This window comes from Streptomyces broussonetiae (assembly GCF_009796285.1).
Taxonomy (GTDB): domain Bacteria; phylum Actinomycetota; class Actinomycetes; order Streptomycetales; family Streptomycetaceae; genus Streptomyces; species Streptomyces broussonetiae.
On the sequence record NZ_CP047020.1, the window covers coordinates 6499426 to 6512332 of the forward strand.

The 12907-nt window shown below is 70.9% G+C and carries 15 protein-coding genes; 9 read left to right on the forward strand and 6 right to left on the reverse strand.

Annotated elements, in window-relative coordinates:
* Positions 1–86: 86 nt before the first annotated feature.
* From GQF42_RS30075 to ddaH, 3 genes are all read left to right on the forward strand, one after another.
* Positions 87–809 (forward strand): SDR family oxidoreductase, encoded by a 723-nt coding sequence (locus tag GQF42_RS30075; RefSeq protein ID WP_158925040.1) that lies wholly within the window; start codon positions 87–89, stop codon positions 807–809.
* Positions 810–853: 44 nt separating this feature from the next.
* Entirely contained in the window at positions 854–1438 is a 585-nt protein-coding gene (locus GQF42_RS30080) for a cupin (RefSeq protein ID WP_158925042.1), read from the forward strand.
* Positions 1439–1532: 94 nt separating this feature from the next.
* The gene (gene ddaH, locus GQF42_RS30085) at positions 1533–2369 is read left to right on the forward strand and encodes a dimethylargininase (RefSeq protein ID WP_199272851.1); all 837 of its coding nucleotides are present in this window, start codon (positions 1533–1535) and stop codon (positions 2367–2369) included.
* Here ddaH and GQF42_RS30090 read toward each other — a convergent pair.
* Both GQF42_RS30090 and GQF42_RS30095 read right to left on the reverse strand, forming a co-directional pair.
* Positions 2338–3138, reverse strand: coding sequence for a helix-turn-helix domain-containing protein (locus GQF42_RS30090; protein WP_158925044.1), 801 nt, complete (start codon positions 3136–3138; stop codon positions 2338–2340). The genes ddaH and GQF42_RS30090 overlap by 32 nt on opposite strands.
* A gap of 11 nt (positions 3139–3149) precedes the next feature.
* A complete protein-coding gene (locus tag GQF42_RS30095; protein ID WP_158925046.1) occupies positions 3150–3743 on the reverse strand; it encodes a helix-turn-helix domain-containing protein in 594 nt (197 codons plus the stop codon).
* A 543-nt stretch (positions 3744–4286) separates the two neighbouring features.
* On the opposite strand from GQF42_RS30095, the gene GQF42_RS30100 reads away from it, so the two are divergent.
* Positions 4287–4943: a trimeric intracellular cation channel family protein gene (locus GQF42_RS30100; RefSeq protein ID WP_158925048.1), complete on the forward strand. Its 657-nt coding sequence runs from the start codon at positions 4287–4289 to the stop codon at positions 4941–4943.
* On the opposite strand, the gene GQF42_RS30105 is transcribed toward GQF42_RS30100, so the two are convergent.
* Entirely contained in the window at positions 4852–6102 is a 1251-nt protein-coding gene (locus GQF42_RS30105; protein ID WP_158925050.1) for an alpha/beta hydrolase, read from the reverse strand. The genes GQF42_RS30100 and GQF42_RS30105 overlap by 92 nt on opposite strands.
* A 184-nt stretch (positions 6103–6286) precedes the next feature.
* Here GQF42_RS30105 and GQF42_RS30110 point away from each other — a divergent pair, with 184 nt between their 5' ends.
* Positions 6287–7183: a thioesterase family protein gene (locus GQF42_RS30110; protein WP_158925052.1), complete on the forward strand. Its 897-nt coding sequence runs from the start codon at positions 6287–6289 to the stop codon at positions 7181–7183.
* 473 nt (positions 7184–7656) lie between these two features.
* On the opposite strand, the gene GQF42_RS30115 is transcribed toward GQF42_RS30110, so the two are convergent.
* Entirely contained in the window at positions 7657–8283 is a 627-nt protein-coding gene (locus GQF42_RS30115; RefSeq protein WP_158925054.1) for a TetR family transcriptional regulator, read from the reverse strand.
* Between the two features lie 156 nt (positions 8284–8439).
* Here GQF42_RS30115 and GQF42_RS45060 point away from each other — a divergent pair, with 156 nt between their 5' ends.
* The 4 genes from GQF42_RS45060 (at position 8440) to mnmA (ending at position 11609) form a co-directional block, all read left to right on the forward strand.
* Positions 8440–8607, forward strand: a complete 168-nt coding sequence (locus tag GQF42_RS45060; RefSeq protein ID WP_199272852.1) for a hypothetical protein — start codon at positions 8440–8442, stop codon at positions 8605–8607.
* A gap of 33 nt (positions 8608–8640) precedes the next feature.
* Positions 8641–8919 carry a DUF4190 domain-containing protein gene (locus GQF42_RS30120; RefSeq protein WP_158925056.1) on the forward strand — a complete coding sequence of 93 codons (279 nt, stop codon included), beginning with the start codon at positions 8641–8643 and terminating at the stop codon, positions 8917–8919.
* Between the two features lie 76 nt (positions 8920–8995).
* Complete coding sequence (locus tag GQF42_RS30125) at positions 8996–10165, forward strand: cysteine desulfurase family protein (protein WP_158925058.1); 1170 nt, start codon at positions 8996–8998, stop codon at positions 10163–10165.
* 319 nt (positions 10166–10484) lie between these two features.
* The gene (gene mnmA / locus GQF42_RS30130) at positions 10485–11609 is read left to right on the forward strand and encodes a tRNA 2-thiouridine(34) synthase MnmA (RefSeq protein ID WP_158925060.1); all 1125 of its coding nucleotides are present in this window, start codon (positions 10485–10487) and stop codon (positions 11607–11609) included.
* 90 nt (positions 11610–11699) lie between these two features.
* Here the strand turns inward: mnmA and GQF42_RS30135 are convergent, their stop codons facing one another.
* Positions 11700–12488, reverse strand: a complete 789-nt coding sequence (locus tag GQF42_RS30135; RefSeq protein WP_158925062.1) for an alpha/beta fold hydrolase — start codon at positions 12486–12488, stop codon at positions 11700–11702.
* A 63-nt stretch (positions 12489–12551) separates the two neighbouring features.
* Positions 12552–12875 (reverse strand): DUF427 domain-containing protein, encoded by a 324-nt coding sequence (locus tag GQF42_RS30140; RefSeq protein WP_158925064.1) that lies wholly within the window; start codon positions 12873–12875, stop codon positions 12552–12554.
* Positions 12876–12907: the final 32 nt, after the last annotated feature.

Sequence of the window (12907 nt, forward strand, 5' to 3'; positions counted from 1 at the left end):
CGCGGCCGATCCGGGGCCGCCGCCCCGCGAAGCCCACCCTCCGCACGAGCGGACGTCCGCTCGCGATCCGAAAGGCACCCCCTGCAATGGAGAACCTCCGCGTCGTCATCACCGGAGCCGCCCGGGACTTCGGGCGCACCCTGGCCATCGTCCTCGCCCGGCAGGGCGCCGAGGTGTTCCTCTCCGCGCGCAGCCTGGACGGCGCGCGCCGCACCGAGCAGGAGATCCGCGACCTCGGCCACGACCGGGTGCACGCGTTCGCCTGCGACATCACCGACCCCGAGTCCGTACGCGCCTTCGCCGAGGGCGTGCGGGAACGGGCCGGTGCCGTCGACGTGCTCCTCAACAACGGCGCCAACTGGCTGGAGAGCGAGGACCTCACCACCGCGGACGACATCGACATCCTTGCCACCACCGCGTCCGCCGGCGGCACCGTCCTGATGGTCAAGCACTTCCTGCCGCTGCTGCGCGCCTCCCAGCGGCCCGACATCGTCACCCTGGTCTCGGCTGCGGCGACGCCGAACTACACCGGCTGCGCGGGCCACGAGGCGTTCTACGCGGCCAAGGGCGGCCAGGCCGCGTTCACCGGCATCCTGTCCAAGCGGCTGCGCGCGGAGGGCATCCGCGTGATCTCCCTGTTCCCGCCGGACTTCGACAACGTCGACCCGCTGTCGCCCGAGTGGGAGGGCGCCTCGCGCACCGCCAAGGACACCCTGACCGCCCAGTCCGTCGCGGAGTGCGTCACCTTCGCGGTGGGCCAGCCGCGGGACTGCTTCCTCAGCCAGCTGCACTTCGAGCCCAGCCACTGACCGGGCCCCGCGCCGTACGTCCGCACCCCCGAAAGGCAACTGTCATGACACTGCTCCAGGTTCTGCCGGCCACGGGCGAGGCGAAGCCGCTGCTGACCACCCAGGACCCCGACCGCATCGCGGCCGAACTCGGCGCGCACGGCGCCCGGTTCGAGCGGTGGCCCCTCAAGGACCTGCCGGCCGGCTTCGGCGACGAGGACGTGCTCGCCTCGTACCGGGCCGAGGCCGACCGCTTCTCGGCCGAGACCGGCCTGGGTCACGTCGAGGTGGTCCGGATGGCACCGGACGACTCCGACCCCCAGTGGGCCACCGAGGCCCGCGCGTCCCGGGACCGCTACTTCAACGAGCACACCCACCGCTCGGACGAGGTCTGGTTCTTCGCCCAGGGCCGCTGCGGCTTCTATCTGCGGCTGGCCGGCGACGACACCGTGCATGTGCTGATCGCCGAGCCGGGCGACCTGGTGTGCACCCCTAAGGGCGTGCGGCACTGGTTCGACATGGGCGCAACGCCCGACTTCGCCGCCCTGCACATCTACGTCGCCGAGACCGACTGGGACGAGGCCTTCACCGGCGATCCGATCGCGTCCCGCTTCCCGCACATGGAAGAGCTGCTGACCGCGGCCCGCTGACCCGCAGGCCCTCTTCCCCCCGCTCCCGGGGGTGCCCGGCACCACCGTGCCGCGCACCCCCGGTCAGTTCCGCACACCCCGAAACAGGAGCGACATGACGTCCACGACCGCGCCCGCCACCCCTGAGCGCACCTTCCGTCCCCGCCGCTACCTCATGTGCCGACCCGTCCACTTCGAGGTGACGTACTCCATCAACCCCTGGATGGATCCCACCAAGCCGGTCGACGCCGAGCTGGCCGTCGCCCAGTGGGAGGCGCTGTACGCCCTGTACCGCGAACTCGGTCACACCGTCGACCTCATCGACCCGCTGCCCGGCCTGCCCGACATGGTGTACGCGGCCAACGGCGCCACCGTGGTGGACGGCAAGGTGCTGGGCGCCCGGTTCCGCAACGCGGAGCGCGCCGCCGAGGGTCCGGCCTATCTGGAGTGGTTCCGGTCCCACGGCTTCGGCGAGACCCACGACCCCGAGCACATCAACGAGGGGGAGGGCGACTTCCTCGTCACCGGCAGCTGGATCCTGGCCGGCCGGGGCTTTCGCAGCACCGCCGAGGGCCACCGGGAGGCACAGGAGTTCTTCGGCCGCCCGGTCATCGGCCTGGAACTGACCGATCCGCGCTACTACCACCTCGACACCGCGCTGGCCGTGCTGGACGGCGACGAGATCATGTACAACCCCGAGGCGTTCACGCCGGGCAGCCGGGAGGTGCTGCGCCGGCTGTTCCCGGACGCCCTGCTGGTCGGGCCCGAGGACGCCGGGGTCTTCGGACTCAACGCCGTCAGCGACGGCCGGCACGTGGTGCTTCCCGAGGCCGCCCAGAACCTGAGCGGCCGGCTGCGGGAGCGGGGCTTCGAGCCGCTCGGCCTCGACCTGTCCGAGCTGCTCAAGGGCGGCGGCAGCGTCAAGTGCTGCACTCTGGAGATACGCGGCTGACGATGTCCGCCGGGACGGGCCTGGCCGCTACGCGCGTCGACCGCCGTGGCAGCAGGCCCGTCTCGACGGCCCTGGCACCGGCCTGGAACCGGGAGCTGGTGCCCAGCAGGGCCATGAGGTCGGCGACGTGGCGGCGGTAGGTGCGCACGGACATGGACACCTTCCTGGCCGCGACGTCGTCGATGAGCCCTTCCTGCAAGCAGCCGAGGACGCGGCGCAGTTCCTCGGCATGGCTCTGCTCTCTGAGGCGCAGGTGCTGGTCCAGCACCTGCGCGGTGGGCCAGACGGTGTCGAAGAGCGCGCGCAGGTTGGTCGCGACGGACGAGTTGTGTATCAGTGAGGGATCGCCCGGGGTGTTCGACACCAGGGTCGTTTTCGCGTCGGAGACGACCGCGGTCAGACCCGAGAGCATGGCGAGACGCACTTGTGCCCTTTCCGGAAACAGCGCGGCGAGCGCTTCCCGGGTCCGGGTGACGGGTGGGACGAGCGCCCGTACCGTGACCTGTGGGGCCAGTACGGGGGCGATACGGCGAAAGGCGGAGATGACCGCGGTGGCCGTCTCCGAGCGCTCGCCGATGATGAGACAGAGGGTTTCCGAAGCCTGCGACATAAGGTTTTGTGCCGCTTCTTCCAGGGATTCGGGGTTCAGTGAGAGCTGGGTGACGAGGGAGTCGTTCGCCGTCTGGTTGCGCCGTTGTGCGGCCATTGATTCCACCAGGCCCCGGACCTTGAGCAGATCCTGCTCCAGAACTTCCGTGGTCGGCAACACGTCGATTCCTTTCAAGGCATGTCAAACAGCTTCAATTCGGCTGCTCGGGTACCACCGGAAAAGCGGGAACTGACTCCCAGACACTCCAGGATTCTGGCGACGTGCCGACGGTACGTGCGCAAGGAAAGGCCCAGTTCGTGGGCCGCGATCGCGTCCGTGACGCCTGCTCTCAACCGGTCCAGAACCCCGCGCGCGGTGTCGCTGGTGAGATAGGCGTCCAGCCGCAACCACTCCGACCAGGGCAGCGAGGCCTCCCAGGCGGCCATGAACAGCGAGGTCAGCACGCGGACCGCGGCCCGGTCCCGGACCAGCAGGTCACCCGCGGCGTCACCCGGTGCATGGGTCAGCGCCTCGGTGCCGTCCGTCACCAGGGACTCGGCGAGCGGACGGCCGGTCACCCGCAGTTCCGTCACGTCGTCCGCCCAGGCCGGCAGCTCGCGCAGTGCGGCGGCGGGCCCGAGGACGCGCACGGTGACCCCGCCGGGGCCGGCCGTGCCCCGGGCTCTGAGGTCACCCAGCACGGAGCGCACGGCCGCGAGCTGCTCGCTCTGGCCGGACAGCGAGATCAGCACGGTGCGCCGGGCCTGGGCGGTCAGCTCCGTCATGGTGTCGCCGCGGGCTTCCTGCCGCCGGTCGGCGGACAGTTCGACGAAGCGCGACGCGGGCAGCGAACGGAATTCAATAACGGCCGAATCGATCAGATTACGCGCCTGCAGTAACGCGTGTTCTACGGGATCGGGAGGTGAATGTGTAATTTTTGTTACGGGCTGGTTCCGATTGATGGCCGCCTCCAGGTTCTCCCTGGTTGAAAGTTACTCAATCGAGATGGCCCTGGCAAGGGTTTCCTAAGTGCGAAGCGCGCCATTTGGTCCGATTTAAAGCGTGATGTCCATCACCCTTTGCTGTCAATCGGTTATCGAGTGTCTTGTTCTGATCGCTCGGTGGCGCAACTCGTATGGTGGGCGATCCGTCCGAATTCCGCGCCGAATGTATGCGTAGCGCCCCCGAATGAACGGCCGAGTGACCAGTCGGCGAATTCGTGCACCAGGGGCGGCCCCCGACCCGGAGGGCGGGGGCCGGCAGCACTCGGCGGCGGTGGCCCGCCTTGCCAGGCAGGGCGGGCCACCGCCGCCGAGTAAGAATGTGGGGTGCTTCAGCCTCTCTTCGCCCCGTCCGTCCAGCACACGCTCGACGTCATCGGCATCTTCGTGTTCGCGATCTCCGGCGCGCTGCTGGCCGTCCGGAAGAACTTCGACGTGTTCGGCATCGCCGTCCTCGCCGAGGTGACCGCGCTGGGTGGGGGGCTGTTCCGCGACCTGGTCATCGGGGCCGTACCCCCGGCCGCCTTCACCGACCTCGGGTACTTCGTCACCCCGCTGGCCGCCGCGCTCGTCGTCTTCTTCCTGCATCCGCACGTGGAGCGGATCCAGTCGGCGGTGCTCGTCTTCGACGCGGCCGGCCTCGGTCTGTTCTGTGTCAGCGGTACGACAAAGGCGTACAGCCACGGCCTCGGCCTGACCGCGTCGGCGACGCTGGGCCTCGCGACCGCCGTGGGCGGCGGCGTGCTGCGGGACGTGCTCGCCAACGAGGTGCCGTCACTGCTGCGCTGGGACCGCGATCTGTATGCGGTCCCAGCGATCGTCGGCGCCACGATGGTGGTGCTGTGCATCCGTTACCACGCCCTGACTCCGTTCACGAGCGGGCTCGCGGTGGTCACGGCTTTCGCGCTCCGCCTGCTCGCGATGCGCTTCCACTGGCGAGCTCCGCGCGCGTGGAACCGCCGGTCGACGGTGACAGAGGAGTGAGCGGGGTGGGCGTGTGGGTGTGCCGGGCGGTGCTGCCGTGTCCCGTCATCTGCAGGGTCAGCCACTCGAACACCGTCGGCACCTGCGGCCTCCACAGCGCCATCGAGTGCCCGCCCGCGCTGCGCGGCAGGAACACCACCCGCACGGTCGTCGGCGGCTTCGCGATCTGTTCCAGTGCCACACCGGCCTGGTAGCCGTCGCCGTTCTCACCGGAGACGTACAGCGCGACCTTGGGCGGGGTGTGGGAGTTCTTCAGTATGTAGTAGGGGTTGTTGGCCCGGCGCAGCTCGATGCTCCCCGCGGCCAGCGAGTTGCGCTCGCCGATCGGGTCGTTGTAGCCGGAGAGGCTGATGGCGGCCCGGTAGCGGTCGGGGTGCGCGACGGCGAGCTTGGCCGCGCAGTGGGCGCCGGCCGAGTAGCCGGCCGCGGCCCAGCCGTCGGGCGCCGACTCCGCGCGGAAGTTGTCCGTGATCATCTTCGGCACGTCGATGCTCAGCCAGGTGTCCGCGTTCACGGTGCCGGGGATGTTGGCGCACCCCGTGTCGATCTTGGCGATCAGGTTCGTGCGCGGGGACACCAGGATGAACGGGGCGACCTGGCCGCTCCTCATGAGCGGCTCGAGCTGCTCGTGCACCTTCAGGGAGCCGAACCAGGCCTTCGCCGAGCCCGGGTAGCCCGACAGTAGCTCGACGACCGGGAACTTCTTGTTCTTGTACGCCGGCTCGTTGTACTGCGGGGGCAGCCAGACGTAGACCTCCGCGTTCACGCCCGACACCCGGCCCTTGAGCTGGGTGACCTTGACTCCGCCTGCCGCGTGCATGCCGGGACCGTCGGCCTGGGTGAACTTCTGCGGCACCTTGGGCAGCCGCTTGTAGGCGATACCGCCGGTGCCGTCGGCGCCGAGGTTCGCGGCCTGCTGCACGTGGTTGCCCGTGCCGAGCAGGTCGGCCCAGTTGTCGTAGAGGTTGTTGGAGTTGTTGACCAACACGAAGACCAGAGTGATGGCGGTGCCCTGGGCGAAGAACAGCATCAGCACCCGGGCCACGGTGCGCAGGGCCTTGGGCCCGCGCACCCGCGACCACAGGGCGAGCGGCAGTATCAATGCGACCACGGCCAGCACGATGGTCGTGTAGAGGAACGGAGTCCCGGTGAGGCTCATGTCCCCATAGAGGGGAATCGAGGGTTCTAGGTTGTGGACGTGTCGGGACACTTACCTAGAAATTGCCGGAACCTCACCCGGGAGGCCGATCCGCAGCCTACCCGGTGGGCGTCCTGAGAGGGTAACCGGAAGGGTCGCAAGCAAAAAGCTACCGCTTAGTAGTTTCCTGTTGTACCGTTCACTCATGCCAGAAGCAGCTTCCGCACCCTCCTCCGCTCTCGGCTTCGCTCGAGCGGGGGGACCTCCGTCGCGGGCCGTGATCGGCGACAGCGAGTTCGACCGCGACACCGCGGTCACGCGGCGCGAGCCCGGCGTCTACGACCTCGACCTCTCGGCCGGCTGGACCATCCTCGGCGCCGTCAACGGCGGGTACCTGCTGGCCGTGCTCGGCCGGGCCCTCGCGGACACGCTGCCGCACCCGGACCCCTTCACCATCTCCGCGCACTACCTGACCGCGTCCCGGCCGGGCCCCGCGGTGATCCGCACCGAGCAGGTCCGCACCGGCCGCACCCTCTCCACCGGCCAGGCCTCGCTCCACCAGTACGACGACGAGGGCAACGAGGTGGAACGCATCCGCGTCCTCGCGTCCTACGGCGACCTGGCAGACCTCCCCGACGACGTCCGCACGACGGCGACCCCGCCGCCGATCCCGCCGCTGGACCGGTGCTTCGGCCCGCAGGACGACCCCTCCCCGGTCGACGGCGTCTCGGCGATCGCCGGCCGGCTGATGCTCAGGCTGGACCCGTCGACCGTGGGCTGGGCGCTCGGCGCGCCCTCCGGCAAGGGCGAGATGCGCGCCTGGTTCGGCCTCGCGGACGGCCGTGACGCGGACCCCCTCTCGCTCCTGCTGGCGGTGGACGCCCTGCCGCCCACCGCCTTCGAGATCGGCCTCAAGGGCTGGGTCCCCACGGTGGAACTCACCGTCCACGTCCGCCACCGCCCGGCCCCCGGCCCGCTGCGGGTCTCCATCACCACCCGCAACCTGGCCGGCGGCTTCCTCGAGGAGGACGCCGAGATCTGGGACACCGAAGACCGCCTGGTCGCCCAGTCCCGCCAACTCGCCCGGGTGAGACTGCCCTGACAGGCCCCGGCCCCGGCCGCCACGGCCTGCCCGCTCCTGCGCGGGAAGCGGCCGTGGACACCCGGCGGCTCGGGCGGCGTGGGGCTGTGCGGCTGCCGGGTGGGTCGGCGGGAGCCGGGCCGGGCTGATCGGTCTGCGTACGACCGTCTGCCGCACGGTCGGTTCTGCGGGGCCCGGCCCTTGGCCCGGCCGCAGCGGTTCCGCCCGCCCCGCCACCACCCGGTCCGCCGCAGCCGCCGCGCCGCCCGCCGCCGGGTCCGCCCCGGCCTCCCGGCCCAGCCGGCCACCGGGCATCCGCACACACCCGCCCGCACGACACCGCGGCAGAGGGCCTGGTCCGGCACCGCCCGGACCGGCCGGACCGCGGGACACCTGCACGCGCCGGTCCCCGAGAGGAGCCGACGGAGCAGCGAGGCGGACGGCAGGGGCGGCACGCCCGGTGCGTGCCGCCCGTGCCGTCGTCCGTACGCGGTTCAGTCGAGCCAGTGGCTGCGGCCGACGGTGATGAGCCGCAGCTGCCGCCTGGCGAGCTGGGTGACGCGCTCCCGCTCCTCGGCCGGAGCCTCCTGCGCCTCCAGGAACAGGGAGGCGGTGATGAGCATCTGGTCGACGTAGAGGTGCGCGAGCATCAGCAGGTCGTCGTCGTCCCAGCCCTCGGCCTCCGGGTCCTTGGCCAGCTCCGCCTTCACCTCCTCGGCGAACCGCGCGAGCTGGTCGCGGATGGCCTCCCGTACCGGCTGCACCCCGCCGTGCCGCTCGCGCGCGACGAAGCGGACGTGGGCGGGATGGGTGTCCACGTGATGGGAGATCAACTCGATGGCGCGCGTGATGCGTTCCTCGCTGCCGCCCGCCGTGGACACCGTCGTGCGCACCATCGGGTGCAGGCTGCCCAGGGCCTCGTCGACCAGCGCCACGCCGAGGTCGGCGGTGGAGCGGAAGTGCCGGTAGAAGGCGGTCGGGGCGACGCCCACGGCCCGGGTGACCTCGCGCAGACCCAGGCTGCTCAGGCTCTGCTCCTCCAGCAGTGCGAGCGCGGCGTCGAGGAACGCCTGACGGGTCTTCTGCTTCTGCGCCTGCCGGATGCCGAGGGTGTGACTCATGTCATCCAGTTAACAACTGTTCTCTGGAATTGAAAAGCCGTGGGACGCGCTAGACTCAAAGTCAGTGAACAAGTGTTACTACAACTGTTCACCCAAACTTCACAACGGCCCACACCCGGGCCGACACGAGGTATCCCGGAGGGGGGATCTGATCCCATGTTGTTCCTCGTCGCCGCGCTCATGCTGCTCGGAGTCGTGCTGGGCACCGTCGCCCACGCGCCGCTGACCGTCACCGCACTCATCGCCGCCGTCATCGCCGTCTGGCTCGCCGTCTTCGCGATCCGCGAGCGCCTCGGCCGCCGACGCCGCACCCAGGCCAACTGACCGTCCGCCACTACTTCCCTGGAGCTGAGCACCATGCACCTCACCGCACCGGTCACCAGCGGCACCGACACCCGTCAGGGTCCGCGCGACGCCGACGGCATGGCCGTGGCGTCGTTCATCCTCGGTCTGCTGGGCCTGCTCGTCCTCAACATCTTCCTCGGCCCGATCGCCATCGTCCTGGCCGCGGTCTCCCTCTGGCGCGGCACCACCCGCCGCGGCCGTGCCTGGCTGGGCCTCACCCTCGGCGTCGCGGACCTGGCGGTCCTGGTGCTGTCGATGCAGCTGAGCCACACGATTTCCTGGAGCCTGTGACCGGCGGCCCGCTGCGTGCAGAAGGCGCATCCGGGGCCATGGCCACGTACAGGGGGCCCGTAGAATCGGGCACACCATGGCTTACCTCGACCACGCCGCGACCACCCCGATGCTCCCGGAGGCGGCAGAGGCACTGACCGCCCAGCTGAGCATGACGGGCAACGCCTCCTCCCTCCACGCATCCGGCCGCCGCGCCCGCCGTACGGTCGAGGAGTCCCGCGAAACCCTCGCGGAAGCGCTGGGCGCCCGCCCCAGCGAGGTCGTCTTCACCTCGGGCGGCACCGAGGCCGACAACCTCGCCGTCAAGGGCCTGTACTGGTCCCGCCGCGCCGCCGACCCGGCCCGCACCCGGGTACTGGCCAGCCCCGTCGAGCACCACGCCGTCCTCGACGCCGTCCACTGGCTCGGTGAACACGAGGGCGCCAAGGTCGAGTACCTCCCCGTCGACTCCTACGGCCGGGTCCACCCCGACGCCCTGCGCGAGGCCGTCGCCCGCAACCCCGACGACGTCGCCCTGGTCACGGTGATGTGGGCCAACAACGAGATCGGCACCATCCTGCCGGTCCGCGAACTCGCCGACGTGGCCGCAGAGTTCGGCATCCCGATGCACGCCGACGCGGTCCAGGCCTTCGGGCAGGTCCCGGTCGGCTTCGCCGACTCCGGCCTCGCCGCGATGACCGTTTCCGGCCATAAGATCGGCGGCCCGTACGGCGTCGGTGCGCTGCTGCTCGGCCGCGAGTACACCCCCGTCCCCGTGCTGCACGGCGGCGGCCAGGAGCGCCACGTGCGCTCCGGCACCCTCGACGTCCCCGTCATCGCGTCCTTCGCCGTCGCCGGCCGGCTCGCCACCGAGCGGCGCGAGGAGTTCGCCCGCGATATCGGCGCGCTGCGCGACCAGTTGACCGCCGCCGTGCGCCGTGCCGTACCCGACGCCCTCCTCGGTGGCGACCCGGCACCCGAGGGGCGCCTGCCGGCCAACGCGCACTTCACCTTCCCCGGCTGCGAGGGCGACTCCCTGCTGCTCCTGCTGGACGCCCAGGGCATCGAGTGCTCCACCGGCTCCGCCTGCACCGCGGGCGTCGCCCAGCCCAGCCATGTGCTGCTCGCCACCGGCACCGATCCGGAGCTGGCCCGGGGCACCCTGCGCTTCTCCCTCGGCCACACCTCCACCGAGGCGGACGTGCAGGCGGTCGCGAAGGCGATCGGCCCGGCGGTGGAACGCGCGCGCGCCGCGGGCCTGAGCTGAGACACGAAGCGACCTACGAGGCGGGTTCCCTTCGCCGGTATTGTCCGGATCAGGTAGCTGGGGGTCGCCTTCCGGTCCAGTCCTTGCGACCTTCTGGCCTCTCAGCCCGAGCGTCGACGTCGGCACCAGCGGAGATCTCGTACCTCTCGGTGAAGGGAGATCCTTTCTCTCTCGCTGAAGTCGGCTACTCCGCTTGGACTCCCTCACTCGTCTCGTAGGTCTGATACCAGAATAGGACGTTCTTTCCGACACGGAACCGGTCAAATCATGATTTTTTTTGCGCCCGTGTCCTGACGCGGCCCCGTACCCTGGAAACGCTATGACTGAGACCCCGCAGCGCCCCCTCCGCATCCTCGCCGCCATGTCCGGCGGAGTCGACTCCGCCGTAGCCGCCGCGCGCGCCGCGGAGGCCGGCCACGACGTCACCGGCGTCCACCTCGCGCTCTCCGCGAACCCGCAGTCCTTCCGCACCGGTGCGCGGGGCTGTTGCACCATCGAGGACTCGCGCGACGCCCGCCGCGCGGCCGACGTCATCGGCATCCCCTTCTACGTCTGGGACCTCGCCGACCGTTTCCGCGAGGACGTGGTCGAGGACTTCATCGCCGAGTACGAGGCCGGCCGTACCCCCAATCCGTGCCTGCGCTGCAACGAGAAGATCAAGTTCGCCGCGCTGCTCGACAAGGCACTGGCCCTCGGCTTCGACGCGGTCTGCACCGGCCACTACGCCAAGGTGATCGTGCGCGCGGACGGCTCCCGCGAGCTGCACCGCGCCTCCGACATGGCGAAGGACCAGTCGTACGTCCTGGGTGTCCTGGACGACAAGCAGCTCGCCCACGCGATGTTCCCGCTCGGCGACACGGTCACCACCAAGGAGGAGATCCGCGCGGAGGCCGAGCGCCGGGGCCTGGCGGTCGCCAAGAAGCCCGACTCGCACGACATCTGCTTCATCGCCGACGGCGACACCCAGGGCTTCCTCGCCGGGCGGCTCGGCAAGGCCGAGGGCGACATCGTCGACGAGTCCGGCACCAGGCTGGGCACGCACGAGGGTGCGTACGGCTTCACCATCGGCCAGCGCAAGGGGCTCAGGATCGGCACGCCCGCCCCCGACGGCAAGCCGCGCTACGTCCTCGACATCTCCCCGGTCGACAACACGGTCACCGTCGGCCCGGCCACCGCGCTGGACGTCACCGCCCTGACCGCGATCAAGCCCCGCTGGTGCGGTACCGCCCCCTCCGGCCCCGGCACCTACACCGCCCAGCTGCGCGCCCACGGCGGCGAGACCGAGGTCACCGCGGAGCCGGCCGACGGCGAGCTGCGGGTGACCTTCACCGAGCCGGTCCGAGGCGTCGCCCCCGGCCAGGCGATCGTCCTGTACGACGGCACCCGTGTGGTGGGCTCGGCGACGATCGCGACGACCACGCGCGCGACGACGGCCGCGCTGTAGCTCTCCGGGACCACGCCCGCGCAGGACACGGCCCGCAAGGGCTGCGCCCGGGCAGGAGTATGGCCGGGCGGGACCACGCCGGTCGGAGGATTACGGCCGGGCCGTGAAGTAGTCCGCCAGCACCGGCCCCAGCACCTCCGGCTCCACCATGTGGGTCTGCCCCTCCAGGACCCGGTAGGTGCCCTCGGGCACGAAGTCGGCGACCGCGCGGGCCGCGTCGCGCATCCACCGGGGGCTCGCCCCGCCCGCGACCGACAGCACCGGCACGGAGATCGTCGTGAGCCGGTCCCGGGGGAGCAGCCCGTCGCCCATGACCGTGTCGTCGTGGGCCAGGCTGGGCGCGACCGCCTCCATGCCGGCCCACATCGGTGACTGGCGGGCGCCGCGGATGACCTCCTCGCCGAGTCCGGTCAGTCGCAGGAACAGCTCCACCGCGTCCCCGCGCCGGCCCGCGGAGAGAGCCTCGGTCAGCCGTTCCTTGTACACGGCCTCCCGTTCGGCCCCGCCCTCGAGGGCGTCGGCGTACGGGACCTCGTACACGGCCGCCCGGCGCACCGGCAGCCCGCTCGCCACCGCCTCGAGCACGAGCGCACCGCCCGAGGACACCCCGAACACCGCCGCGTCGCCGCCCACGGCGTCGAGCAGCGTCGCCAGGTCCTCGACCTCGCGCGCGACCGCGTAGGGCGCCGTGTCACCGCTCGCGCCGCGGCCCCGGCGGTCGTAGACGACGGCCGTGCAGCGCTCCGCGAGCCGTTCGGCCAGGGGCGCCATGGTGCCCCCGGTGGACATCGCGCCGCACACCAGGATCACCGTGGGCCCCCGGCCGGTCATCGCGTACGCCAGCGCGGTGCCGTCGCGGGAAGTCGTCTTCTTGTCCATGCCGGTGCAGACTGCCGTACCGGCATGGACTCATCGCTCACGACACGTCGGTGCCGCGCGAGATCACGACACTTCCACCTCGTAGAAGCAGAAGTGGTCCTTGATCTCCGCGACGCCCGGCTTCGGGTCCGGATACCCCCAGACCAGGTCCGGTGCGTCCGGCAGCGACCAGTACGACGCCGTGCCCTTGAACGGGCAGACGCTGTGGGTCCCGGAGGGGGTCAGCAGGTCGAGACGGACGTCCTCGGCGGGGATGTAGTACCGCACCGGGCAGCCCGTCTCGCGCAGCAGCAGGGGACGGTCGGTCTCCGCGAGCACCTGGTCGCCGTGCATCACGCGCACGTGCTGCTCACTCTTGTCGATGGTGATCGTGTGTCCTTCGGCCATATGAGGAGAGCACCGGAAGGCGCCCGGTTCTT